Here is a 25,574-nt window from a genome sequence, read left to right as displayed (position 1 = left end):
TGAGAACCGTATGTCCGACCACGATATTTTAAGTGATGCCGAGCGCGAGGCGCTGAGCGCCGTGATGCTGGAGCCTGATTTACCGCCGCAACGGGTGTTGATCGTCGATGACGACAAGGACGCCCGTGAACTGCTCGCGGAGATACTTGGGTTGGACGGCATTCGCTGCATGACCGCCGAGAATGGCGAAGCCGCCTGGGCATTGTTGCAGTCCAACAGTTCCATTGGTTTGCTGATCACCGACCTGCGCATGGCGCCGAGCAATGGCCTGGAGTTGATTCGTCGGGTGCGCGAGTCCACACGGGCGGCGTTGCCGATCATCATCATGTCGGGGGACGCTGAAGCGCTGGATGTGATCGATGCAATGCATTTGAGCGTGGTGGACTTTTTGCTCAAGCCGATTGATAGCGTGAAGTTGGCGAAACTGGTGAAGCGGGAGTTGGGGATGGCTGCCTGATTGTTGTGCTGACTGGGCGGGCCCTATCGCAGGCAAGCCAGCTCCCACTTTTGATCGCGTACATCCTGTAGGAACTCAGTCAAATGTGGGAGCTGGCTTGCCTGCGATGAGGCCGCCCCAGTCACCACAACTCAAGGAAAAAGCCCCGGTCTCTCGACCAGGGCTTTTTTCATGTTGGGTATCAAGTCGCGTTGCCTGGTTACAACCGTCGGTCGGCGGCGTTCAATAACTGTCAGCTTTCACAGTATCCGGGGAAGCAGAGTGCTTGTTAACTGGTTGTAAAGGCCTTGCGCATAGCCTTATTACCGGAAAACAGGAGTTAATAGTAATGAATGCATCTGCCCCCCACTTTACTTATCAAGAGTTTCAAGACGCCCACGCAGACGCCAAAGCAGGGCTGAACCATGCTGAAATCCACTACACATTAAATAACCAGAACCACTCCTTCACTACCGCTGGAGTGTCAGGAGGGCTTAGCCAAACGTTGATAGCTGAGGGCTCGGGCGTGGCCCTTGGCTGGAAATACCCTGGAGGATTGCAGCCAGGGCACAACCATTTCCCTTTCACTCAGCTTCTAAGTGCTGTCTTCTATAGCTCAGCATTTGATGCTTACACACAGGTTCTGGCAGGGACGCTAGATGTTCAAGTTAACATCATCGGCGAGGGGGATGAGGAAGTTGCCGAGATCACAGGAACAATTAGGCAGGCAGTATTGAGTAACGGCGCTGATCAAGTGGTGGTGAACGGTGAGTTCAAGAAGTTCTTTCCCTGAGTTTTTCCATCTCAATAAAAAACCCTGATCGCTGGACCAGGGTTTTTTTGTATCGACGTTAATTACAGGCCGTTTTTAGCCTTGAACTCCCGACGCCGACGATGCAACACCGGCTCGGTATAGCCATTGGGCTGCTTGGTCCCTTCAATCACCAACTCCACCGCTGCCTGGAACGCGATGTTGCTGTCGAAATCCGGGGCCAGTGGGCGATACAACTTATCCCCAGCGTTCTGACGGTCCACCACCGGCGCCATGCGCTTGAGGCTTTCCAGCACCTGATCCTGGTTGACGATGCCGTGGCGCAGCCAGTTGGCGATGTGCTGGCTGGAAATGCGCAGGGTGGCGCGGTCTTCCATCAGGCCCACATCGTTGATGTCCGGCACTTTCGAGCAACCGACGCCCTGGTCGATCCAGCGCACCACGTAACCGAGGATGCCCTGGGCGTTGTTGTCCAGTTCGTTGCGGATTTCTTCGTCAGACCAATTGGTATTGGTTGCCAGAGGAATGCTCAGGATGTCGTCCACCGAAGCGCGTTCGCGCTTGGCCAGTTCGGTCTGGCGGGCGAATACGTCGACCTTGTGGTAGTGCAACGCGTGCAGCGCAGCCGCCGTTGGCGACGGCACCCAAGCGGTGTTGGCGCCGGCCAGCGGGTGGGCGATTTTCTGTTCGAGCATCAAAGCCATCAGGTCGGGCATTGCCCACATACCTTTACCGATTTGCGCACGGCCTTGCAGGCCGGTGCTCAAGCCGATGTCGACGTTCCAGTTTTCGTACGCGCCAATCCATTTTTCCGCCTTCATCGCCGCCTTGCGCACCATCGCGCCGGCTTCCATGGAGGTGTGGATTTCGTCGCCGGTACGGTCGAGGAAGCCGGTGTTGATAAACACCACGCGCTCGCTGGCCGCCTTGATGCAGGCCTTGAGGTTGACCGTGGTACGGCGCTCCTCGTCCATGATCCCGACTTTGAGGGTGTTGCGCGGCAGGTTCAGCACCTCTTCGATGCGACCGAACAGCTCGTTGGTGAATGCGGCTTCTTCCGGGCCGTGCATCTTCGGTTTGACGATGTACACGGAGCCGGTGCGGCTGTTTTTGCGAGTGCTGTTGCCGTTGAGGCTGTGGATCGCGGCCAGGCTGGTGATCAGCCCGTCGAGGATGCCTTCCGGTACTTCGTTGCCGTCTTTGTCGAGGATCGCGTCGATGGTCATCAGATGACCCACGTTGCGCACAAACAACAGCGAACGGCCGTGCAGGGTTACGTCCTGGCCATTCACGCCGGTGTAGACGCGGTCGGCATTCATGGTGCGGGTGAAGGTCTTGCCGCCCTTGGCCACTTCTTCGGCCAGGTCGCCCTTCATCAGGCCGAGCCAGTTGCGATAGATCACGACTTTGTCATCGGCATCGACGGCGGCGACGGAGTCTTCGCAGTCCATGATGGTGGTCAGCGCAGCTTCCATCAGCACGTCTTTGACACCGGCGGCGTCGGTCTGGCCGACCGGGGTGCTGGCGTCGATCTGGATTTCGAAGTGCAGGCCGTTGTGTTTCAACAGTACGGCAGTCGGTTGTGCCGCGTCGCCGTGGAAACCGATCAGTTGCGCATCGTCGCGCAGGCCGCTGTTGCTGCCGCCCTTGAGGCCGACGATCAGCTTGCCATCAACGATCTTGTAAGCGGTGGAGTCGACGTGGCTGCCGGCGCTGAGCGGTGCGGCTTCGTCGAGGAAGGCGCGGGCGAAGGCAATCACCTTGTCGCCGCGCACTTTGTTGTAGCCCTGGCCCTTTTCGGCGCCGTCGGCTTCGCTGATGGCGTCGGTGCCATACAACGCGTCATACAGCGAGCCCCAACGCGCATTCGATGCGTTGAGGGCAAAACGCGCGTTCATCACCGGCACCACCAGCTGCGGGCCGGCCATGCGGGCGATCTCGTCGTCGACGTTTTGGGTCGTGGCCTGGAAATCTGCGGCTTCTGGCAGCAGGTATCCGATGTCTTGCAGGAAGGCCTTGTAGGCCACCGCGTCATGAGCCTGGCCCGCGTGGGTCTGGTGCCAGGTGTCGATCCGCGCCTGGAAATCGTCGCGTTTGGCGAGTAGGGCTTTGTTCTTCGGTGCCAGGTCATGGATGACCTTGTCGGCACCGGCCCAGAACTGCTCGGCAGTAATGCCGGTGCCGGGAATGGCTTCGTTGTTCACGAAGTCGAACAGGACTTTGGCGACCTGCAGGCCACCGACTTGAACGTGTTCAGTCATTGCTTGCCTCACTCTACGGAGCTTATGCGCTTTTTCAGATTTTCATTATGTAGTGCACGGTTGGGCATACTACATGATGACTTGCGGTTGTGAAAATTAGACTAAATACGTCGTTTAGCGACCCACTTTGGTCGTACGGTCACAGCGGAGAACCGGATGTTCTCAAAAAACTATTGGATTGTTCCAGATAAATATAAAAATGGTACACGATTTGTTATCAAGGGCTTCCGGGTCCACCTTGTAGATTGAATTCCAGAGGGCATCGCCATGGACCATCTTGTACTCACAATCATCGCCGCCGACAAACCCGGCCTGGTGGAACGCATTGCACAGAACATCGCCGCCCACGGCGGCAACTGGCTGGAAAGCCGCATGGCGCACATGGCCGGGCAGTTTGCGGGGATCCTGCGGGTCAGCGTTCCTGCAGAAAACCGTCAGGCCCTGGTAGGCGCGCTGGAGGACTTATCCACACATGGCATCCGTGTGCTGGTGGGTGAGGGCAGCAGTGGGCAGGCGTCGGCGTCCAAATCCATCCTGATGACGCTGGTGGGCAATGACCGCTCGGGCATCGTGCGGGAGATCACGGCGTTGTTGAGCAAACAGGGGGTGAACCTGGAGAGCCTGAGCACCGATGTGCGGCCGGCTCCGATGAGCGGTGATCCACTGTTTACCGCCGAGGCGCTGTTGCGGGTGCCGGCAGCGTTATCCCTGGACACCTTGCAGCTCTCCCTGGAAACCCTGGCCGACGACTTGATGGTGGAGCTGCACCACGAGGAATAATCTGCCCACAGGGTTATGCATGGAAATCTTGCATGGGCCTGTGGATAACCTGTAGAGACCCGGCGCCAGGCCACGCCGGCCGGGCTTCTGCGCTGCTTGAGCAAAAAACGAGCAATTTCAAAAGCTTGTGCACAGATGGCGGGGATCAGGTTGTGGATAACCTTGGGGTGGATGTCTGCAAGCCACGCCCGCTGTGGCTTGCAGAGTTTTGTACGTTATTTGATCAGCGTTTGCGCACGCTCATCCACGCATCCACGCTGTAAACCACCAGGCCCGCCCAGATAAACGCGAAGGCGATCAGGGTGCTCGGTGCCAGGTGTTCACCGAACAACAGCACCGCTTCCAGCAGCACCAGGGTCGGCGCGACGTACTGCAAAAAGCCCAGGGCTGTGTAGGGCAGGTGCCGTGCGGCGGCGTTGAAACAGACCAGCGGGATCAGCGTCACCGGGCCTGCGGCCACCAGCCACCAGGCTTCGGACGTGCTCCAGAACGCCAGCTGTGCACTGTGGGCGGTCGGGTTGAACAGCAACCACGCCACGGCAATCGGCACCAGCATCCAGGTTTCCACCACCAGCCCCGGCAGCGCCTTGACCGGCGCCTGTTTGCGGATCAGCCCATAGAAGCCGAAGGTCAGTGCCAGCACCAGCGACACCCACGGCAAACTGCCGACCTGCCACACCTGCTGTGCCACACCCACTGCCGCCAGCCCGACCGCCGCCCACTGCAAGCGTCGCAGGCGTTCGCCGAGGATCAGCATGCCCAGCAACACATTCACCAGCGGGTTGATGTAGTAACCGAGGCTCGCTTCCAGCATGCGCCCGCTGTTCACCGACCACACATAGGTCAGCCAGTTGCCCGCAATCAACGAACCGCTGAGGGCCAGGATCGCCAGGCGCTTGGGGTTGTCACGCAGTTCACGGAACCAGCCGGGGTGCTTCCATACCATCAGCAGCAAGCCGCCGAACAGCGCCGACCACAACACGCGATGCACGATGATTTCGGCGGCCGGGACGCTGGCGATAGCTTTGAAATAGAGCGGGAACAGACCCCAGATGACATAGGCGCTCAGGCCCAGGATGTACCCCTTGCGGGGGTTGGCGGCGTGCATTGCAGAATCCTTGCTTAGGCAGCTAACAAAGGCGCGATTGTAAGTACATTTGCCAGGCAATGGGCGGCGCTTTTCTGTGGGAGCCGACAAGCCAGCTCCCACAAGGAGAGGGGTTGGGTCAGAAGAGTTTCAGGGGTTCTTCGTTCAACGCTGACAGCTGCTCACGCAATGCCAACACCTGGTCCCCCCAATACCGCTCAGTGCCAAACCACGGGAAGCTGTGGGGAAACGCCGGGTCATCCCAGCGCCGCGCCAGCCAGGCGCTGTAATGCATCAGGCGCAAGGCGCGCAGCGGTTCGATCAGCGCCAGTTCGCGCGGGTCGAAGTCGTGGAATTCCTGGTAGCCGTCCATCAATTCCGACAACTGTCCCAGGCATTCCTGACGATCACCGGCAAGCATCATCCACAGGTCCTGCACTGCGGGGCCCATGCGGCAGTCATCCAGGTCGACGATGTGGAACATCTCGTCACGGCACATCATGTTGCCGGGGTGGCAATCGCCGTGCATACGGATGTTTTTGTGCGGCGTGGCCTTGTACACCTCTTCCACGCGCTTGAGCAGGTCGCGGGCCACGGACTCGTAGGCCGGCAGCAGGCTCTTGGGGATGAAGTTTCCCTCGAGCAAGGTGGTGAGGGAATCGTGGCCGAAATTCTTCACACCCAAGGCTTCACGGTGTTCGAACGGGCGGGTGGAACCCACCGCATGCAAACGGCCCAGCAGTTGCCCAAGACGATACAGCTGGTCGAGGTTGCCCGGCTCCGGCGCACGGCCGCCACGGCGGGGAAACAGGGTGAAGCGGAAACCTTCGTGTTCGAACAGGCTTTCGCCGTTGTGGATAAGTGGTGCAACCACTGGCACGTCACACTCGGCCAGTTCGAAGGTGAAGCGGTGTTCTTCGAGGATCGCTTCGTTGGTCCAGCGCTGTGGGCGGTAGAACTTGGCGATCAGCGGCTCGGAATCTTCGATGCCGACTTGATACACGCGGTTTTCGTAGCTGTTGAGCGCCAGTACGCGGGCATCGCTGAGGAAACCGATGCTTTCGACGGCGTCGAGGACCAGATCAGGGGTGAGTGTTTCAAACGGATGGGCCATGCGAACTCCTGCGCGCAGCAGGGCGCCGCGTCCGGCCGGGTATGGTAACAGCATAGATAGGCGGTGGCTGTGCGGACGCCTTCGCGGACAAGTCGAATCGTCGCACCGCCGCTCCCACAGTTGACCGAGTTCCAATATGAGAATGCGGTCGAATGTGGGAGCGGGCTTATCAGGCGCCGACTATTCCACCATCATCCCTACGAATCGCCACGACCGACGACCTTGGCTTGCCGTTCGGCACATGCTCCGGCCAGGTCGAACCGCCGGTTTCCCCCGGATGCTGAATCCCCACAAACAACGTTTTCTGATCCGGCGAGAAGCTGATGCCTGTCACCTCACATGCCACCGGTCCTACCATGAAGCGGCGGATTTCCCCAGTGGCCGGGTCGGCACACAGCATCTGGTTATTGCCCATGCCCGCGAAGTCGCCCGTGTTGCTGTAGTCGCCGTCGGTAAGAATCCACAGGCGCCCAGCCTTGTCGAAACCCAAGCCATCAGGACTGTTGAACATGTTCTGCGGGTTGATATTGGACGAGCCGCCCTTAGGTGTGCCGGCGTGGACACCCGGGTTGCCGGCCACCACAAACAAGTCCCAACTGAACGTCGCGGCGCCGTGGTTATCGGCGTCGGCCTTCCAGCGCAGGATCTGGCCGTAGACGTTTTTCTCGCGCGGGTTGGGCCCGCCCACCGGCTGGCCGTCTTCGCCGCGCTTGGCGTTGTTGGTCAGGGTGCAATACACCTGGCCATCGGTGGGGCTGACCACGATCCATTCCGGGCGGTCCATGCGTGTGGCTTTCACCACGCTGGCGGCGAGGCGTGCGTGGATCAGCACCTCGGCCTGGCTGGTGAAACCTGTGCTGGCGTCGATGCCGTTCTTCCCGAAAGTCAGCTCGACCCATTGGCCTTTGCCCTTGGGATGGTCGGCGTTGCCGTCGCCGGCGTCGAAAATCGCCACGTACAAGGTGCCGTGGTCGAGCAGGTCTTTGTTGGCCTTGGGGTTCTTGTGGTTGATCTTGTCGCGGCTGACGAATTTGTAGATGAACTCGCCACGCTCGTCGTCGCCCATGTACACCACGGCGCGCCCGTCGCGGGTTTCGGCCAGCGCGGCATTTTCGTGTTTGAAGCGGCCCAGGGCAGTGCGCTTGACCGGGGTGGACTTGGGATCGAACGGGTCGATTTCCACTACCCAGCCGTGGCGATTGAGTTCGTTGGGGTTCTTGGCGAGGTCAAAGCGCGGGTCGTGCTGGTGCCAGTTGATGTCTTTGCTGGCGGCCACGGCGCCGTAGCGCTTTTGCCCGGCATCGAAGGTTTGTTGTGGGTTGGTGCTGCCGAAGCAGTCGGTGAAGTTCTCTTCACAGGTCAGATAAGTACCCCATGGCGTTTTGCCGTTGGCGCAGTTCTGGAACGTGCCAAGGGCCTTTGTGCCGCTCTTGTCGGCGCCGGTTTTCAGCCAGGCGTGGCCGGCGGCGGGGCCGCTCAGGCGGATCGGCGAGTTGCCGTGGATGCGCCGGTTGTAGCGCGAGTCCTGCACGAACTGCCAGGTATCGCCCTGGCGCCGCACTTCGATCACCGACACGCCTTCGCTGGCCTGGGCCTTGCGCACGTCCTCGGCCGATTGCGGCGCACCGCCGTGGGCGAAGAGGTAGCGGTAGTTGGTGTATTCGTTGTTGATCGCCATGAGCGCACGGTTGTCGTCGCCGGGGAAGGCGAACAGGCTCATGCCGTCGTTGTGGTCGCCGAACTGCTGCTCCTGGGCCAGGGCCGTGCCGTTGCCGGACGGGTCGAACGCCGGTGCGCTCTTGCTCAGCGGCTGGCCCCAACTGATCAGCACCGAGGCGCTGTAGCCCGGCGGCAAGGTAATGGCGTCGCTGGTGGCGGCGGCGATGCTGGCGAAACCCAGCAACGGGCTGGCGCTTGCGGCGTTGACGGCCATCGCGCTGCGGCTCAACAGGTTGCCACCGAGGAACATCGCGGCACCGCACAGGGCACCGGCGCCGATAAAGCGGCGGCGGGTGAGGCCGACCATCTGTTCGAGGTCGGTGGCTTGGTTTTCTTTTAATAGGCTCATCGTCAGGCTCCCTGCGGTTTTTGCAGACACCTTAAGGAGCGCGCGTGACGAAATTGTTGCAGTTTGAGGATGGCCGTCGCCTATACCGGTGTGCCCAGCAGCACATTGCTCGGGGCGAATTGCACACGGATCGTCTGGCCTTCGGCGGCGCCCAGGGCCGTGAGCGTGCCGGGCGGCGCCAGGGCGCATAAAACCTGGCCGTTGGGCAGGGTGATACGCACTTCGCTGGGGCCGTCTTCAGCGTCGAGAATCGCCTCGATCCTGCCGCTCATACAATTGTGTCCAGGTGTTGCAGAGGACCCGGGGGCCAGCAATTCCAGCCAGCCGGCCTTGATCAGTGCGACCACTTCCACACCGCTTTCCAGTTCCAGCCGTTGCGTGCTGTCGTGGGTGATCTGCGCTTGCAGCGTCAGGCCGCCAGCGAGTTGCAGGCGGATCAGGTCGTTGCGCCCATGGCTCTCAATCGCCATGACCTGGCCGTGCAACTGGTTGCGCGCGCTGGTGCGCAGCATCAAGCGGCCAAGCAGGTTGAAGTCACTGGCGGCTTCATCCGAACCGAGCAGTTCGGCTTGCAGCACTTGCAGGCGCTGGTAGAGGCGCAGGACCCGCTCACCCTCTGCCGTCAGCCTGGCACCGCCGCCGCCCTTGCCGCCGACGCTGCGCTCCACCAGCGGTTTTTGCGCGAGGTTGTTCAGTTCGTCGATGGCGTCCCAGGCGGCTTTGTAGCTCAAACCGGCGCTTTTCGCTGCGCGGGTAATCGAACCCTGTTCGGCGATATGTCCCAGCAAGGCAATGCGCTGGGGGCGGCGGATGATGTGTTGGCTGAGGGAGGCTGGCAAAGACATGGCGATACGCTTGGATGAGATAAACAGAACGTTGCGGGCAAGGCGCGCTTGCGTCAAGTCAGGCCCCCGGTTTGGGCGTGCGGGCCAGGCAATACACATCGACTTGCCGCGCACCGGCGTTGATCAACAGGCGCGCAAGGCTGTGGGCGGTGGCGCCGGTGGTGAGTACGTCGTCGACCAGGGCGAAGTGGCGCCCCGTCACCTCGGCGTTGGCGGCCACGGCGAAGGCCTTGAGCAAGTTGCGTTTGCGCTGTTTGGCGTCAAGGGCTTGCTGCGCGACGGTTTCCTGGGGCCGCAGCAGCACGTGTTCATCCAGTGCGATGTCGAGGTCGTGGCTCAGCCACCGCGCCAGCATCAGTGCCTGGTTAAAGCCGCGTTCACGCTGGCGTTTGCGCGCCATGGGCACCGGCAGCAGGCAGTCGGGGCGCGGGAGTTCGGCGTTGTCGAAGCGGTGTTGCAGGTGCTGGGCGAGCAAGCGCGCGAGCAGGTGGCCGAACGGCCAGCGTGCCTGGTGCTTGAAGCGGCTGATCAGGCTGTCGACCGGAAAGCTGAAGGTCCAGGGCGCGATCACATGTTTAAACGCCGGTGGCTGTTTGAAACATTGTGCGCAAACCAGGCCGTCCATCGGCAGGGGCACGGCGCAAATCTCGCACTGCTCCAACAGCCAGGGCAGCTCGGTTTCGCAGACGTTGCACACACAATGGGCGGATTCCGTCGCTTCATCGCAGATCAAACAGGTGTGTTCGTTTTTTAACCAGATGTAAACCTGGCGTTTGTAGTCCGGTTGACAGTGCATGAATCTTCCTTAAATATGCCGAGCATCCGTGTCGTGTCTGTGGGTATTGCCCTTCCCACAGCGCTTGCCCAAGCATAATCAAGGAATCGCCCATGAGCGCCAGCACCACCGCCACCTTGCGTCACGATTGGTCCCTCGCCGAAGTCAAAGCGCTGTTCGTGCAGCCGTTCAATGACCTGTTGTTCCAGGCGCAGACCGTGCATCGCGCGCATTTCGACGCGAACCGTGTGCAGGTGTCGACCTTGCTGTCGATCAAGACCGGTGCTTGCCCGGAAGATTGCAAATATTGTCCGCAGTCGGGCCACTACAACACCGGCCTGGAAAAAGAAAAGCTGATGGAAGTGCAGAAGGTCCTCGAAGAGGCCGCCCGCGCCAAGGCCATCGGTTCGACCCGCTTCTGCATGGGCGCCGCGTGGAAGCACCCGTCGGCCAAAGACATGCCCTACGTGCTGCAGATGGTCAAAGGCGTGAAGGCCATGGGCCTGGAAACCTGCATGACCCTCGGCCGCCTCGACCAGGACCAGACCGCAGCCCTGGCCCAGGCCGGTCTCGATTACTACAACCACAACCTGGATACGTCGCCGGAGTTCTACGGTTCGATCATCACCACCCGCACCTACAGCGAGCGCCTGCAAACCCTGGCCTATGTGCGTGAATCAGGGATGAAGATCTGCTCTGGCGGCATCCTTGGCATGGGCGAGTCGCTGGATGACCGAGCCAACCTGCTGATCCAGCTGGCCAACCTGCCGGAGCATCCGGAGTCGGTGCCGATCAACATGCTGGTGAAGGTGGCCGGTACGCCGCTGGAGAATGCCGAGGACATCGACCCGTTCGACTTCATCCGCATGCTGGCCGTGGCGCGCATCCTGATGCCGCAGTCCCACGTGCGCCTGTCGGCCGGCCGTGAAGCGATGAACGAGCAGATGCAGGCCCTGGCGTTTTTTGCCGGCGCCAACTCGATCTTCTATGGCGACAAATTGCTGACCACTGCCAACCCGCAGGCGGACAAGGACATGCAACTGTTCGCGCGCCTGGGGATCCTGCCCGAAGCCCGCGAAGAGCACGCCGATGAAGTGCATCAGGCGGCAATCGAACAGGCACTGGTTGAGCAAAAAAGCAGCGAGCAGTTCTACAACGCGGTGGTTTGACGCCCATCTCTCTATTGGAATGCAATCCATTGTGGAAGCTGGCTTGCCTGCGATAGCGGCCTTTCAGACACATTGATGCTGAATGTGCCACCGTCATCGCAGGCAAGCCAGCTCCCACATTGAGACTGTGTTCAGTCTGTTTAATCGAGGCCTGCATGTCTTTCGATCTCTCCGCGCGCCTCGCTGCCCGCCGTGCCGAGCACCTATATCGCCAACGCCCGCTGCTGGAAAGCCCCCAAGGCCCGCAAGTGGTGGTCGACGGCCAACCGCTGCTGGCGTTCTGTAACAACGATTACCTGGGCCTGGCCAATCACCCGCAAGTGATTGAAGCCTGGCGCGCCGGTGCGTCCCGTTGGGGTGTCGGCGGCGGCGCGTCGCACCTGGTGGTCGGGCATGCCACGCCGCACCACGAGCTGGAAGAGGCCCTGGCCGACTTCACCGGGCGCCCGCGCGCATTGCTGTTTACCACCGGCTACATGGCCAACCTCGGCGCAGTCACGGCGTTGGTGGGGCAGGGCGATACGGTGCTGGAAGACCGGCTCAACCACGCCTCGCTGCTGGATGCCGGCTTGCTGTCCGGTGCGCGTTTCAATCGCTACCTGCATAACGACGCCGAAAGCCTGGCCAAGCGTCTGGAAAAGGCCACTGGCAACACGCTGGTGGTCACCGACGGCGTGTTCAGCATGGACGGCGACCTGGCCGACTTGCCCGCGCTGGCCCGTGAAGCCCGCGCAAAAGGCGCCTGGCTGATGGTGGATGATGCCCACGGTTTTGGCCCGTTGGGCGCCAATGGCGGTGGGATCGTCGAGCATTTCGGCTTGAGCCAGGAGGACGTGCCGGTACTGGTCGGCACCCTCGGTAAAGCCTTCGGTACGGCGGGCGCCTTTGTGGCGGGCAGCGAAGAGCTGATCGAAAGCCTGATCCAGTTCGCGCGGCCGTATATCTACACCACCAGCCAGCCCCCGGCGCTGGCCTGTGCGACCTTGAAAAGCCTGGAGTTGCTGCGCACCGAGCATTGGCGGCGCGAGCACCTCGACGGCCTGATCCGCCAGTTCCGCCGGGGCGCCGAGCAGCTTGGCCTGGATTTGATGGCGAGTTTTACGCCGATCCAGCCGATCCTGGTCGGTAGCAGCGCCAAGGCCGTGCGCCTGTCGCAAATGCTGCGCGAGCGTGGCCTGATGGTCACGGCGATCCGCCCGCCCACCGTACCCGCTGGCAGCGCACGTTTGCGCGTGACGTTAACGGCGGCCCACACCGAGGCGCAGGTGCAGCTATTGTTGAACGGATTGGAAGAGTGTTTCCGCTTGTTAGGCGCCACGGAGCCCGACCATGCGTGATCGACTGATTTTGTTGCCTGGCTGGGGGCTCGGCGTATCGCCGCTGGAGCCGTTGGCCGCTGCCTTGCACGGTCTGGACGAACACCTGCGGGTGCAGATCGAACCGTTGCCGACGCTGGACGCCAGCGACCTGGATGAATGGCTCGATGAACTCGACGCGACGCTGCCGGACAACGCCTGGCTGGGCGGCTGGTCCCTCGGCGGCATGCTCGCTGCGGAACTGGCGGCACGACGTGGCGAACGCTGCTGCGGCTTGCTGACCCTGGCGAGCAACCCCTGTTTTGTCGCCCATGACGGTTGGCCGAGTGCGATGCCTGCCGAGACCTTCGACGCCTTCCTCGCCGGTTGTCATGCCGATTCCCAAGTCACCCTGAAACGCTTCGGCCTGTTGTGTGCCAAGGGCGCCGCCGACCCGCGTGGGCTGGCGCGTTTGCTGGTGGGCGGGGCGCCGAACACTCCACCCCGGGCGTTGATGAGCGGCCTTGAATTGCTTGCCCGACTCGACACCCGCGACGCCTTGCTGGCCTATCGGGGCCCGCAGATGCACCTGTTTGCCGGGGGCGACGAACTGGTGCCCGCCGAAGCCGCGAGCGACCTGCTGAGCTTGCTGCCCGATGTTGAAATCGGCCTGATTGAACAGGCTGGTCACGCTTTTCTTCTGGAGGACCCCCACGGTGTAGCGGGGGCCATCCAGGCTTTTTTGCATGAGTGCGCTGATGACTGATTTATCCCACGCCCCGTTGCCGGGTGCCCTGCCGGACAAGCGCCAGGTGGCGGCGTCGTTTTCCCGTGCGGCGGCCAGCTATGACAGCGTTGCCGAGTTGCAGCGGGCTGTCGGCGCTGAATTGCTGGCACGTGTGCCGGCCGGTATTGCACCGCAACGCTGGTTGGATATGGGGTGCGGCACCGGGTATTTCAGCCGTGTGCTGGGCGCGCGCCTGCCCGCCAGCCAGGGCATTGCGTTGGACATTGCCGAAGGCATGCTCAACCACGCGCGGCCCCTGGGTGGCGCACAGCACTTCATCGCAGGTGATGCCGAGCGCTTGCCGCTTAAAGCTGAAAGCGTGGGGCTGCTCTTCACCTCCCTCGCGGTGCAATGGTGTGCGAATTTCGGCGCGGTGCTCAGCGAGGCTTATCGCGTGCTGCAACCCGGTGGCGTGTTGGCGTTCGCCAGCCTGTGCGTGGGCACCCTGGATGAGCTGCGCGAAAGCTGGCGGGCGGCGGACGGTATGGTTCACGTCAACCGTTTCCGCACCTTCGAGATGTATCAGCAATTGTGCGCGGCCAGCGGCCTGCGGGTGGTGAGCCTGGAGCGCCAGCCCCATGTGCTGCACTACCCGGATGTGCGTAGCCTGACCCATGAATTGAAGGCGTTGGGCGCCCATAACCTCAACCCCGGCCGGCCGGGAGGGTTGACGGGGCGCGCGCGGATTGTTGCACTGGTGGACGCTTACGAGCAGTTCCGTCAGGCCCAGGGCCTGCCCGCCACGTATCAAGTGGTGTACGCCGTACTGGAGAAACCGCTATGAGCGCCTATTTTGTCACCGGTACCGATACGGATGTCGGCAAGACCACCATCGCCGCCGGCCTGTTGCACGCCGCCCGGCAAGCCGGAAAAAGTACTGCCGCCGGTAAGCCGGTGGCCTCTGGTTGCCAGGTCACGCCCAAAGGCTTGCGCAACGCCGACGCACTGGCGCTGTTGGCCGAATGCTCGCTGCCGCTGAGTTATGCCGAGGTCAACCCGCTGGCGTTCGAGCCGGCCATCGCGCCCCATCTGGCGGCGCGCGAAGCGGGGGTTGCGCTCACGGTGCAAGCGTTGCTCAAGCCGATGCAGCAGATCCTGGCGCGGGATGCGGATTTCACCCTGATCGAGGGCGCGGGCGGTTGGCGCGTGCCGCTGGCGGATCAGGCGAACCTGTCGGACCTGGCCATTGCGCTGAAGCTGCCGGTGATCCTGGTGGTGGGCGTGCGCCTGGGGTGCATCAGTCATGCATTGCTGACTGCCGAGGCCATCGCCCGGGACGGTTTGTCGCTGGCGGGCTGGGTGGCGAATATCATCGATCCCAAGACCTCCCGTCTGGAAGAGAACCTCGCCACCCTGGCCGAGCGATTGCCTGCGCCGTGCCTGGGGCGTGTGCCGAAGCTCAAGCACGCCGGGGCTGAAGCGGTGGCCGAGTACTTGCAATTGGACCTGCTTGACTGATTTTGGCTATCACTAAGGCATTGTGCCATTAGTGTTTTTGACGGGTGTTTTGCCGGTTTCTCTGCTTCAATCAGGGCTCACGATTCTATAAAGGCAGGTTTACGCCATGGACATCTCTGGAAGCAGCGCGTTTTATTCGGGACTGAGCACCATTCAGGCCGGGCAGAACCGTGTCGACCAGGCCGCCGGCAAGATCGCCAGCGCGGCGACGACCCAGCCATCGGATGCACAGCTTGATCGTCTGCGCGCCAACGACCGGGCCCAGCCGTCGAATTCGGCGAGCAATATGGTCGAGATGGCTGAAGGCAAGTTTCAGGTGGAGCTGGGCGCCAAAGTCGCCAAGGCTTCGGATGAAATGCTCGGCACCTTGATCGATACCTTCGCTTGACCCCTCTGCGCCCAGGCGTGCTGGCTCTTCTGGGGGAGCTGGCTTGCCTGCGATAGCTTCTACTTTTTCTTCCTGATGCACCGCGGCGCCTGTATCGCAGGCAAGCCAGCTCCCACATTTGTTCTGCGCCAACCCTCTGAACTTCTACACTTTCCTGTGCAGTGGCATCTCGCCACGGCGCTGTCGTGCGCGCCATTGATTTGCCGCATGACAAACGGCGTCTTGACATCCCCAAGTCGTAAACGTATGTTTCAAACACCTGTTTGACCGCCACAACAATTCCACGCGGTTGTTCATTCCAGATACATCAGCAGAGGTTTATCGCTATGCCTGACTACAAGGCCCCCTTGCGTGATATTCGCTTCGTTCGTGACGAACTGCTTGGCTATGAAGCGCACTATCAGAGCCTGCCGGCTTGCCAGGACGCTACCCCGGACATGGTTGACGCCATCCTTGAGGAAGGCGCCAAGTTTTGTGAGCAAGTGCTGGCCCCGTTGAACCGCGTGGGTGACATCGAAGGGTGCACCTGGAGTGAGTCTGGCGTTAAAACCCCTACTGGTTTCAAAGAAGCCTATAAACAATTCGTCGAAGGCGGCTGGCCAAGCCTGGCCCACGACGTAGAGCACGGTGGCCAAGGCCTGCCGGAATCCCTGGGCCTGGCCGTGAGCGAAATGGTTGGTACCGCCAACTGGTCGTGGGGCATGTACCCAGGCCTGTCCCACGGTGCGATGAACACCATTTCCGAGCACGGCACCCCCGAGCAGCAAGAGGCTTACCTGACCAAACTGGTGTCGGGTGAATGGACCGGCACCATGTGCCTGACCGAGCCTCACTGCGGTACCGACCTGGGCATGCTGCGCACCAAGGCCGAGCCTCAGGCGGACGGTTCCTACAAGGTCTCCGGCACCAAGATCTTCATCTCGGCCGGTGAGCACGACATGGCCGACAACATCGTCCACATCGTACTGGCCCGCCTGCCGGACGCTCCGGCTGGCACCAAAGGCATCTCGCTGTTTATCGTGCCGAAGTTCCTGCCCAACGCCGACGGCTCGATCGGCACGCGCAACGCGGTGAGCTGTGGCTCGCTGGAACACAAGATGGGCATCCACGGCAACGCCACCTGTGTGATGAACTTCGACCAGGCCACCGGTTTCCTGATCGGCCCGGCGAACAAAGGCCTGAACTGCATGTTCACCTTTATGAACACCGCTCGCCTGGGGACCGCGCTGCAAGGCCTGTCCCACGCCGAGATTGGCTTCCAGGGTGGCCTGAAATATGCCCGTGATCGCCTGCAAATGCGCTCCCTGACCGGCCCGAAAGCACCGGACAAAGCTGCTGACCCGATCATCGTGCACCCTGACGTGCGTCGCATGCTGCTGACCATGAAAGCCTTCGCCGAAGGCAACCGTGCGATGGTGTACTTCACCGCCAAGCAAGTGGACATCGTCAAGTACGGCACCGACGACGAAGCCAAGAAACAGGCCGACGGCCTGCTGGCCTTCATGACTCCTATCGCCAAGGCGTTCATGACCGAAGTCGGTTTCGAGTCCGCCAACCACGGCGTGCAGATCTACGGCGGCCACGGCTTCATTGCCGAGTGGGGCATGGAGCAGAACGTGCGCGACAGCCGCATTTCGATGCTGTACGAAGGCACCACGGGTATCCAGGCTCTCGACCTGCTGGGCCGTAAAGTGCTGATGACCCAAGGCGAAGCGCTCAAGGGCTTCACCAAGATCGTGCACAAGTTCTGCCAGGCCAACGAGGGCAACGAAGCGGTCAAAGAGTTCGTCGCACCGCTGGCTGCACTGAACAAAGAGTGGGGCGAGTTGACCATGAAGGTCGGCATGGCCGCGATGAAAGACCGCGAAGAAGTCGGCGCCGCCTCGGTGGACTACCTGATGTACTCCGGTTACGCGTGCCTGGCTTACTTCTGGGCCGACATGGCGCGCCTGGCGGCTGAGAAACTGGCGGCCGGCACCACCGAAGAAGCGTTCTACACGGCCAAGCTGCAGACGGCGCGCTTCTACTTCCAGCGCATCCTGCCGCGTACCCGTACCCACGTGGCCACCATGCTGTCGGGCGCCAACAACCTGATGGACATGAAAGAAGAAGACTTCGGCCTGGCTTACTAAGCCTTACCGGGTCACTTCCTGAGCCGCCGCTTCCTATCGGAAGCGGCGGCTTTTTTTTGGGCAATAAAAAACCACAGTACAGCGCTCAGGGATTGCCGTTGGCTGCCGTTAAAGTGATGGCAATGTGATACATGCGTGCCAGGTTATGCTTAACTGTTCGCGCAGAGGCACAGTGCCATCATTCTTTTGCGGGTCGGAGTTTTACCCTTGTCACGCGTGTCCGCTGTACGGTTCAGTCATTTCCTACCTTCGTTGCTGCTGTTGCTGGCCGGGCTCTCGGCTGCGTACGTCAAGGACCTCAACGTCTTCTTCACCTCGCTGTTCAACGTGCTGCCGACCCTGGTGCTGTTGCTCGGCGGTTCGTATTGCGCGGTGTATCGACGCCAGCGCGAACTGTTTCTGATGATCACGGTGTATATCGCCTACTTCCTGCTCGATACCCAGACCGACTACTACCGCGACAATGGCCGCGTGCGTGAAGACGCCGCCGTGGTGTTCCATTTGTGTTGCCTGCTCTTGCCGCTGTTGTTCAGCATCTATGCGTTATGGCAGGAAAAAACCCACCTGTTCCGCGACCTGGTCGCACGCTGTGCTGTGTTGCTTGCCGTAGGCAGTGTTGCGTTGGCGTTGGAGCAAAGTTATCCCCAGGCGCTGTTGAACTGGCTGGCAGAGATCCGCTGGCCGGCGTTGCATGGGGCCTGGATGAGCCTGATCCAGTTGTCGTACCCGATGTTCCTGATCGGCTTCCTGACCCTGGTGGCGCAATACTGGTATCAGCCACGCCCGCTGCACGCCGCGCAACTGGTGGGGTTTATCGGTTTGTTCTGGATGCTGCCGCAAACCTTTATCCTGCCGTTCACCCTCAACATCATGTGCAGCCAGGTGATGCTGATGATCGCCGCGGGTGTGGCCCACGAGGCCTATCAAATGGCCTTCCGCGACGAACTGACCGGCCTGCCCGGACGGCGTGCGCTGAACGAACGCATGCAGCGCCTGGGGCGCAACTACGTGCTGGCGATGACCGACGTTGATCACTTCAAGCGCTTCAACGACACCCACGGCCACGACGTGGGTGATCAGGTGCTGCGCCTGGTGGCGAGCAAGCTGGCCAAGGTCAACGGTGGCGGTCGCGCCTACCGGTATGGTGGTGAAGAGTTCGCTGTGGTGTTTGCCGGCAAGAGCCTGGATGAGTGCATGCCGCATCTGGAAGAAATCCGCGAGATCATCGCCAACTACGACATCAAGCTGCGCAACCCGGATCGTCCCCAGGACGATCAGCAAGGGCGCCAACGGCGGGTGGGCAATGGCGCCAGCAGTGTGTCGGTAACCGTCAGCATCGGCGTGGCCGAGCGTCAGGCTGAGCAACGTACCAGCGAAGAAGTGCTCAAGTCTGCCGACCAGGCGCTGTACGCCGCCAAGGGCGCGGGGCGCAATTGCGTGATCGCGGCCGGGCAGACCCGGCGTGGCGCCGTGCGCACGCAAAGCGCTGCCGGTTGAGTAATGGCGCTGTATTCAGCAGCGCTACAGTGATTGTCCGAGGGCTTGGCCGGCAGTAGGTTGAAGCGATCTGCTGCCGGAGACATTGCCATGCCTGACTACAAAGCTCCCCTGCGCGACATGCGCTTTCTGATCGACAACGTGTTTGATTTCCACGGCCACTACGCCGCGTTGGGCGCGACGGATGCCAGCCCCGACATGGTCAGTGCGATCCTCGAAGAAGGCGCCAGATTCTGCGAAAACGTGCTCGCGCCGCTCAACCGCAGCGGTGATGAAGAAGGCTGTCATTTCGACAACGGCGTCGTCACCACACCCAAGGGTTTCAAGGAAGCGTTCGCCCAGTATGTCGAAGGCGGCTGGCACGGCGTGGCGGCGGACCCGGCCTACGGCGGCCAAGGCTTGCCGCAGTCCCTGGGCCTGGTGCTCAGTGAGATGATCGGCTCCAGCAATACCTCGTGGGGCATGTACCCGGGGCTGACGCATGGCGCGATGTCAGCGATCCACGCCCATGGCACTGCGCAACAGAAAGACACCTTCCTGACTAAGCTCACCGCCGGCGAATGGACCGGCACCATGTGCCTCACCGAAGCCCATTGCGGCACCGACCTGGGCCTGATCAAGACCCGCGCCGTGCCCCAGGCGGACGGCAGCTATGCGCTGACCGGCAGCAAGATCTTCATCTCGGCCGGCGAGCACGACATGAGCGCCAATATCATCCACTTGGTGCTGGCCAAGCTGCCGGATGCGCCGGCGGGCACCAAGGGCATCTCGTTGTTTATCGTGCCCAAGTTCCATGCCGATTCCGGCGAGCGCAACGCGGTGCATTGCGGCTCTATCGAACACAAGATGGGTATCAAGGGCTCGGCCACCTGCGTGCTGAATTTCGACGGGGCCAAGGGCTTCCTGATCGGCGAGGCGAACAAGGGCCTCAACTGCATGTTCACCATGATGAACCATGCGCGCCTGGGCACCGGCATGCAGGGGTTGTGCAACGGCGAGGCGAGTTACCAGGGCGCGATCAAATACGCCAACGACCGCCTGCAGATGCGCTCTTTGACCGGCGCCAAGGCCCCGGACAAAGCCGCCGACCCGATCATCGTGCACCCCGACGTGCGGCGCATGTTGCTGACCATGAAGGCCTTCAACGAAGGCAACCGGGCGCTGACCTACTTCACTGCGCAATTGCTCGACACCGCGCACCTGAGCAGCGACGCCGCGCAACGTCAGGAGGCCGAAGACCTGTTGGCGTTCCTCACGCCGATCTGCAAAGCCTTTATGACCGACACCGGCCTTGAAGTGACCAACCACGGCATGCAGATCTTTGGCGGCCATGGCTACATTCGCGAATGGGGCATGGAGCAACTGGCGCGGGATGCGCGGATTGCGCCGATCTATGAAGGCACCAACGGCATCCAGGCCCTCGATTTGCTGGGGCGTAAAGTGTTGGGTAGCCAGGGCAAGTTGCTGCGCGGGTTTACCAGGATTGTGCATAAGTTTTGCGCGGCGAATGCCGAGCATGCGCAGCTCAAGGCCTATGTGGCGCAACTCAATCAACTCAATGGGGAATGGGGCGAGCTGACGACCAAAGTGGGCATGGCGGCCATGAAGAATCCCGACGAAGTCGGCGCGGCGGCAGTGGATTACTTGATGTACAGCGGGTACATCGTGCTCGCCTATCTGTGGCTGCGCATGGCGGTTGCCGCCCAAGCGCAGGTCGAGGATGCCGCGTTCGCCCAAGCCAAACTGGCCACCTGCGACTTCTACTTCAAGCGCCTGCTGCCCCGCACCGCCACCCACCGCGCCGCCGTGGAAGCGGGCAGCGAATGCCTGATGAGTCTGCCTGCGGAGGCATTTGCGTTGTGATGACTTAAAAATACCGGCCAGTCACAAGTGGACCCTATGTGTCTGAAAAGTTGTTCGGGTACACTCGGAGCCTGTAAAACCGACCCTTACCGAATTACTTTTCACGTTCTCACGAGGTTTGCCATGGCTGATTACAAAGCGCCGCTGCGTGATATGCGCTTCGTCCTCAACGAAGTCTTTGAGGTCGCCGACATTTGGGCTCAGTTGCCGGCATTGGCAGACACCGTTGATGCCGAAACCGTAGAGGCAATCCTCGAAGAAGCCGGCAAAGTCACTGCCAAATCCATCGCCCCGCTTAGCCGTGGTGGCGATGAGCAGGGTTGCCGTTGGCAAGACACAGCGGTGTTTACCCCGGATGGTTATCCGCAGGCTTATAAAACCTACGCTGAAGGTGGCTGGGTGGGTGTAGGCGGTGATCCGGCGTTCGGTGGCATGGGCATGCCCAAGGCGGTCTCGGCCCAGGTTGAAGAGATGATCAACTCGTCGAGCCTGGCGTTTGGCCTGTACCCGATGCTGACGTCCGGCGCCTGTGTCTCCATCAATACCCACGCCAGTGAAGAACTCAAGGCCACCTACCTGCCGAAGATGTACTCCGGTGAGTGGGCCGGTTCCATGTGCCTGACCGAAGCCCATGCCGGTACGGACCTGGGGATTATTCGCACGAAAGCCGAGCCGCAAGCGGACGGTTCCTACACGATCAGCGGCACCAAGATCTTTATCACCGGTGGCGAACACGACCTGACCGAAAACATCATCCACCTGGTGCTGGCCAAGCTGCCGGACGCGCCGGCCGGTCCCAAGGGCATCTCTTTGTTCCTGGTGCCGAAGTTCATGGTGAATGCCGATGGCAGCCTGGGCGCGCGCAACCTGGTGAGCTGTGGCTCGATCGAGCACAAGATGGGCATCCAGGCGTCCGCGACCTGCGTGATGAACTTCGACCAGGCCGTGGGTTATCTGGTGGGCGAGCCGAACCGTGGCCTGGCGGCGATGTTCACCATGATGAACTACGAGCGTCTGGGGGTGGGTATCCAGGGCCTGGCGTCCGGTGAGCGCTCGTATCAGAACGCGATTGAATATGCGCGTGACCGCCTGCAAAGCCGTGCGCCGACCGGTGCCCAGGCCAAGGACAAGGTGGCCGATCCGATCATCGTCCACCCGGACGTGCGTCGCATGCTGCTGACCATGAAGGCCGCGAACGAAGGCGGTCGCGCGTTCTCCACCTACGTGGCGACGCAGTTGGACATCGCCAAGTTCAGCGAAGACCCGGCTGCCCGCGAGCGTGCGGATAACCTGGTGGCCTTGCTGACCCCGGTGGCCAAGGCGTTCTTGAGCGACCTTGGCCTGGAAACCACCGTGCTCGGCCAGCAAGTGTTCGGCGGCCACGGCTATATCCGCGAGTGGGGCCAGGAGCAACTGGTGCGTGACGTGCGCATCACCCAGATCTACGAAGGCACCAACGGCATCCAGGCGCTGGACCTGATGGGGCGCAAAATTGTTGGCAGTGGTGGGGCGTTCTACACCTTGTTCGCTGACGAGATCCGCGCATTTATTGCCTCGGCCGCTGGCGAGTTGGCGGAGTTCACCAAGCCGCTGAGTGCGGCGGTCGACACCCTGGACGAACTGACGGCGTGGGTGCTGGATCGCGCGAAAACCAACCCGAATGAAATCGGTGCGGCGTCGGTGGAGTATTTGCATGCATTTGGATACATGGCCTACGCCTATATGTGGGCGCGCATGGCAAAGGCGGCGTTGGGCAAAGAGGCTGAGGAGGCCTTCTACGCCAGCAAGCTGGGGACTGCGCGCTTCTACTTTGCCCGCCTGCTGCCGCGTATCCAGTCGCTGAACGCGTCGGTAAAGGCCGGTAGTGAATCGCTGTTCCTGTTGGATGAGGCGCTGTTTTAAGGGGAGAGGGCGTGTAAGTATTCTCTTACATGACGTGCTGCTATTCGTCCTCTATCGCCAAATTGGATCCACAGTTAATCTACTTCACATGGACGTCGCGCAGGAAGCGCAAAGCAACAACACGGACACGTAGGATTCTGCCAGGATGGCGGAGTGAAATGGATGTCAGGGAAACAGTCTGCAAAGCCCCGCTTCGGCGGGGTTTTCTTTTGCCCGCGAAAAAGTCAGGCGCTTGCCTGCGGCGCATTCATCACGTCTTCCAGCAACGTGCGCAACAGCGCTACCGTCGCCTGCTGGCGTTGCGCATCACGGCACACCAAACCGACTTTCAACGGCACCCTGGGTTCGCTCAAGGGTTTCCACAGCAGTGCCTTGCTGTTGTGTTCGTCTTGGGAGCGGCCCGGCAGTACCGTCGCCAGTTTGGAATGGGGCAGGCTGTCGAGAATCCCCACCATGGTGTTCAGCTCGGCCTGCACCTGCGGGCGCCGTCCGAGGTTGGCCAACTGGCCCTGCCAGATTTGTCTGACCTGAAACTCTTCCCCCAGCAGCAACATCGGCAACTCGGCCGCCTGTTTCAGCGAGACTTTCTTGAATTCCCGCAACGGGTGATCCTCGGGGATGACCACCTTCAACTCATCTTCATACAACAGTGCGCCGTGCAGGCCCGGCTGGCGTGGCGGCAGGTAGCTGATGCCGATGTCTAGCGAGCCATTGAGCAGTCGCCGTTCAATCTCCAGCCCGGTCAACTCGTAGATCTGCACCACCAGGTGTGGCTGGGCCTTGCGCACCCGTTCGAGCATTTGCGGGACCAGGCTGGTATGCACGGTTTGCAGCACACCGATGGCCAAGGTGCGCATGGCCTGGCCCTTGAAGTTGCGCAGGGCTTCGACGGCTTGCTGCATGCCATCGATCAACGGCAACGCGTGGTTGTACAGGGTGTGTGCGGCGAGGGTCGGCAGCAGGCGTTTGCTGCTGCGCTCGAACAGGCTCACGTCGAGGTTTTGTTCCAACTGGCGGATCTGCTGGGACAACGCCGGCTGGGAGATCGACAGACGCTCCGCGGCACGGCCGACGTGGCCTTCCTCATACACCGCGACGAAATAACGCAGTTGCTTGAAATCCATAAGATTTGCTTATCGAAAAAGCTGGAAAATCGAAATGGCCGTTGGCCCCCGGGGCGCCTAGTCTAGCGCCTATTCGCAGGGCTTACAGGGCCAGATCGGGCAATGAATAGCGTTTATTTAGATAGCGTTTACATAGGCAAGGCAAAAAACCTCAAGGCACTGATGCTCGGTCGCACCGACCAAGGTCCGGTTGCTATTGGGGGGGAGCTGTGAACCTGTTCAATATGCGCCGCCCGACGCCCAGCCTGGATGACCTGATTTTGGACGAGTCGCGTGATGATGCGTCGAGCGAATCCCTGATGCCCACTGTGGCGCGTCCACCGCAAGTGTTCGTACGCGGCCAGGGCTCCTGGCTGTGGGACAGCGACGAGCGTGCCTACCTGGATTTCAGCCAAGGCAATGCTGCCAACAGCCTCGGCCACAGCCCACAGGTGTTGATCAAGGCCTTGGCCGACCAGACCCAGGCGCTGATCAACCCGGGCAACGGCCTGCATAACCGTGCTCAACTCAACCTCGCCGAACGGCTCTGCCATCGTACCGGCAGCGACCAGGCCTACCTACTCAACAGTGGCGCGGAAGCCTGTGAGGCGGCGATCAAGCTGGCGCGCAAATGGGGCCAACTGCATCGCGGTGGCGCCTACCGCATCATCAGTGCCAGCGGCGGTTGCCATGGGCGCAGCTTCGCGGCGATGTCGGCTTCGGCCGGTGGTCCGGACAATCGTTTTGAACCGCAACTGCCAGGCTTCAGCCATGTGCCTTTCAACGACCTGCCGGCCCTGCACGCCGCAGTCGATGCGCAAACCGTGGCCATCCTGCTCGAACCCATCCAGGGCGAAGCCGGCGTGATCCCGGCCACCGAGCACTACCTCAAGGGTGTTGAGCGCCTGTGTCGTGAACTGGGCATCCTGCTGATCCTGGACGAAGTACAAACCGGCCTTGGCCGTTGCGGCACCCTGCTTGCCGAACAGCAATACGGCGTACGCGCCGACATCATCACCCTGGGTAAAGGCCTGGGCGGCGGCGTACCCCTGGCGGCGCTGTTGGCCCGGGGCAAAGCCTGTTGCTTCGAGTTGGGCGAGCTGGACGGCACCCATCACGGCAACGCGTTGATGGCCTCAGCCGGCATGGCGGTGCTTGATACGGTGCTGGAGCACGGCTTCCTTGAACATGTACGTGAAGCCGGCTTGCATCTGGGCGAAGGCCTTGCCCGCCTGGCCTACCGCTACGACCACGGCCAACTGCGCGGCCACGGCCTGATGTGGGGCCTGACCTTGTCGGATGATTCTGCAGATGCAGTGGTAAAAGCGGCGCTGCACGAAGGCCTGATCCTCAACGCCCCGCAACCCAATTGCCTGCGCTTTACCCCGGCGTTGACCGTCAGCAAAGGCAACATCGACGAAATGCTCCTACGCCTGGCGCGCGCTTTCTCCCGCGTGCGTACTGCGCAGTTGCAATGCCGCAAGGGCATCGCCGTTTAACCCCAATTTCCTGAACCGTCTCGCGGTATACGCGGCGCCTCCAGCCTGATTCTTTTGGCTGGGGGCGTTTTTTTGTGTACGTCGGTATAGATGGCTCTAAGCCAGATCCCACTGAACCCTCACGAACCCCCAAGGTCGATTAGCTACACGGCTCACACGAGCCGATTTTCTGGAGCTGACCCATGGATTTCATTCGTATCCTCATCGCCATCCTGCTGCCGCCACTGGGCGTGTTCCTGCAAGTGGGCTTCGCCGGCGCGTTCTGGCTGAATATTCTGCTGACCCTGTGCGGCTACTTCCCCGGCATCATTCACGCGGTATACATCATCGCCAAGCGCTGAGG

At 61.3% G+C, this 25,574-nt stretch carries 22 protein-coding genes; 15 read left to right on the top strand and 7 right to left on the bottom strand.

The features are described 5' to 3' along the window. Positions 1-10: 10 nt before the first annotated feature. Both IB241_RS19470 and IB241_RS19465 read left to right on the top strand, forming a co-directional pair. Entirely contained in the window at positions 11-457 is a 447-nt protein-coding gene (locus tag IB241_RS19470; protein ID WP_192299842.1) for a response regulator, read from the top strand. Between the two features lie 328 nt (positions 458-785). After that, positions 786-1,229 carry a hypothetical protein gene (locus IB241_RS19465; protein WP_192299841.1) on the top strand — a complete coding sequence of 148 codons (444 nt, stop codon included), beginning with the start codon at positions 786-788 and terminating at the stop codon, positions 1,227-1,229. A 62-nt stretch (positions 1,230-1,291) separates the two neighbouring features. Here IB241_RS19465 and IB241_RS19460 read toward each other — a convergent pair whose 3' ends face one another. Continuing rightward, on the bottom strand, positions 1,292-3,469 hold the full coding sequence (locus tag IB241_RS19460; protein WP_192299840.1) for a malate synthase G: 2,178 nt from the start codon (positions 3,467-3,469) through the stop codon (positions 1,292-1,294). Between the two features lie 267 nt (positions 3,470-3,736). Here IB241_RS19460 and IB241_RS19455 point away from each other — a divergent pair, with 267 nt between their 5' ends. Then, positions 3,737-4,249, top strand: coding sequence for a glycine cleavage system protein R (locus tag IB241_RS19455; RefSeq protein WP_192299839.1), 513 nt, complete (start codon positions 3,737-3,739; stop codon positions 4,247-4,249). Between the two features lie 223 nt (positions 4,250-4,472). Here IB241_RS19455 and rarD read toward each other — a convergent pair whose 3' ends face one another. The 5 genes from rarD to IB241_RS19430 all read right to left on the bottom strand — a co-directional run bounded on the left by rarD (position 4,473) and on the right by IB241_RS19430 (position 10,159). Then, positions 4,473-5,357 (bottom strand): EamA family transporter RarD, encoded by an 885-nt coding sequence (gene rarD, locus IB241_RS19450; RefSeq protein WP_192299838.1) that lies wholly within the window; start codon positions 5,355-5,357, stop codon positions 4,473-4,475. Positions 5,358-5,475: 118 nt separating this feature from the next. After that, on the bottom strand, positions 5,476-6,450 hold the full coding sequence (locus IB241_RS19445; protein ID WP_192299837.1) for a serine/threonine protein kinase: 975 nt from the start codon (positions 6,448-6,450) through the stop codon (positions 5,476-5,478). Between the two features lie 169 nt (positions 6,451-6,619). Beyond that, positions 6,620-8,518, bottom strand: a complete 1,899-nt coding sequence (locus IB241_RS19440; RefSeq protein WP_192299836.1) for a PhoX family protein — start codon at positions 8,516-8,518, stop codon at positions 6,620-6,622. Positions 8,519-8,598: 80 nt separating this feature from the next. Next, positions 8,599-9,363 (bottom strand): TOBE domain-containing protein, encoded by a 765-nt coding sequence (locus tag IB241_RS19435; protein WP_192299835.1) that lies wholly within the window; start codon positions 9,361-9,363, stop codon positions 8,599-8,601. A 58-nt stretch (positions 9,364-9,421) separates the two neighbouring features. Further along, positions 9,422-10,159 (bottom strand): ComF family protein, encoded by a 738-nt coding sequence (locus tag IB241_RS19430; RefSeq protein WP_192299834.1) that lies wholly within the window; start codon positions 10,157-10,159, stop codon positions 9,422-9,424. A gap of 92 nt (positions 10,160-10,251) precedes the next feature. Between IB241_RS19430 and bioB the strand changes: the two genes are divergently transcribed. The 10 genes from bioB (at position 10,252) to IB241_RS19380 (ending at position 22,629) form a co-directional block, all read left to right on the top strand. Then, positions 10,252-11,307: a biotin synthase BioB gene (bioB, locus tag IB241_RS19425; protein WP_192299833.1), complete on the top strand. Its 1,056-nt coding sequence runs from the start codon at positions 10,252-10,254 to the stop codon at positions 11,305-11,307. A gap of 155 nt (positions 11,308-11,462) precedes the next feature. After that, positions 11,463-12,644, top strand: coding sequence for an 8-amino-7-oxononanoate synthase (gene bioF / locus IB241_RS19420; protein WP_192299832.1), 1,182 nt, complete (start codon positions 11,463-11,465; stop codon positions 12,642-12,644). Then, the gene (locus IB241_RS19415; protein ID WP_192299831.1) at positions 12,637-13,368 is read left to right on the top strand and encodes an alpha/beta fold hydrolase; all 732 of its coding nucleotides are present in this window, start codon (positions 12,637-12,639) and stop codon (positions 13,366-13,368) included. Before bioF ends, IB241_RS19415 begins: the two co-directional genes overlap by 8 nt. After that, positions 13,361-14,173, top strand: coding sequence for a malonyl-ACP O-methyltransferase BioC (gene bioC, locus IB241_RS19410; RefSeq protein WP_192299830.1), 813 nt, complete (start codon positions 13,361-13,363; stop codon positions 14,171-14,173). Before IB241_RS19415 ends, bioC begins: the two co-directional genes overlap by 8 nt. Then, positions 14,170-14,847 carry a dethiobiotin synthase gene (gene bioD, locus IB241_RS19405; RefSeq protein ID WP_192299829.1) on the top strand — a complete coding sequence of 226 codons (678 nt, stop codon included), beginning with the start codon at positions 14,170-14,172 and terminating at the stop codon, positions 14,845-14,847. Before bioC ends, bioD begins: the two co-directional genes overlap by 4 nt. Positions 14,848-14,953: 106 nt before the next feature. Then, a complete protein-coding gene (locus IB241_RS19400) occupies positions 14,954-15,235 on the top strand; it encodes a pyrroloquinoline quinone biosynthesis protein PqqE (RefSeq protein ID WP_192299828.1) in 282 nt (93 codons plus the stop codon). Between the two features lie 326 nt (positions 15,236-15,561). After that, a complete protein-coding gene (locus IB241_RS19395) occupies positions 15,562-17,367 on the top strand; it encodes a phenylacyl-CoA dehydrogenase (RefSeq protein ID WP_192299827.1) in 1,806 nt (601 codons plus the stop codon). A gap of 207 nt (positions 17,368-17,574) precedes the next feature. Continuing rightward, the gene (locus IB241_RS19390) at positions 17,575-18,864 is read left to right on the top strand and encodes a sensor domain-containing diguanylate cyclase (protein ID WP_192299826.1); all 1,290 of its coding nucleotides are present in this window, start codon (positions 17,575-17,577) and stop codon (positions 18,862-18,864) included. A 90-nt stretch (positions 18,865-18,954) separates the two neighbouring features. Next, positions 18,955-20,727 carry an acyl-CoA dehydrogenase C-terminal domain-containing protein gene (locus tag IB241_RS19385; RefSeq protein ID WP_192299825.1) on the top strand — a complete coding sequence of 591 codons (1,773 nt, stop codon included), beginning with the start codon at positions 18,955-18,957 and terminating at the stop codon, positions 20,725-20,727. A gap of 123 nt (positions 20,728-20,850) precedes the next feature. Next, positions 20,851-22,629 (top strand): acyl-CoA dehydrogenase C-terminal domain-containing protein, encoded by a 1,779-nt coding sequence (locus tag IB241_RS19380; protein WP_192299824.1) that lies wholly within the window; start codon positions 20,851-20,853, stop codon positions 22,627-22,629. A 224-nt stretch (positions 22,630-22,853) separates the two neighbouring features. Here IB241_RS19380 and IB241_RS19375 read toward each other — a convergent pair whose 3' ends face one another. Continuing rightward, complete coding sequence (locus tag IB241_RS19375; protein WP_192299823.1) at positions 22,854-23,753, bottom strand: LysR family transcriptional regulator; 900 nt, start codon at positions 23,751-23,753, stop codon at positions 22,854-22,856. 209 nt (positions 23,754-23,962) lie between these two features. On the opposite strand from IB241_RS19375, the gene IB241_RS19370 reads away from it, so the two are divergent. After that, a complete protein-coding gene (locus IB241_RS19370) occupies positions 23,963-25,231 on the top strand; it encodes an aspartate aminotransferase family protein (RefSeq protein WP_192299822.1) in 1,269 nt (422 codons plus the stop codon). Between the two features lie 182 nt (positions 25,232-25,413). Next, complete coding sequence (locus IB241_RS19365; protein WP_192299821.1) at positions 25,414-25,572, top strand: YqaE/Pmp3 family membrane protein; 159 nt, start codon at positions 25,414-25,416, stop codon at positions 25,570-25,572. Positions 25,573-25,574: the final 2 nt, after the last annotated feature.

The organism is Pseudomonas sp. PDM05 (assembly GCF_014851685.1).
Taxonomy (GTDB): domain Bacteria; phylum Pseudomonadota; class Gammaproteobacteria; order Pseudomonadales; family Pseudomonadaceae; genus Aquipseudomonas.
The sequence above is the reverse complement of the archived record's forward strand: the minus strand, read 5'-3'. Positions and strand labels throughout refer to the sequence as shown.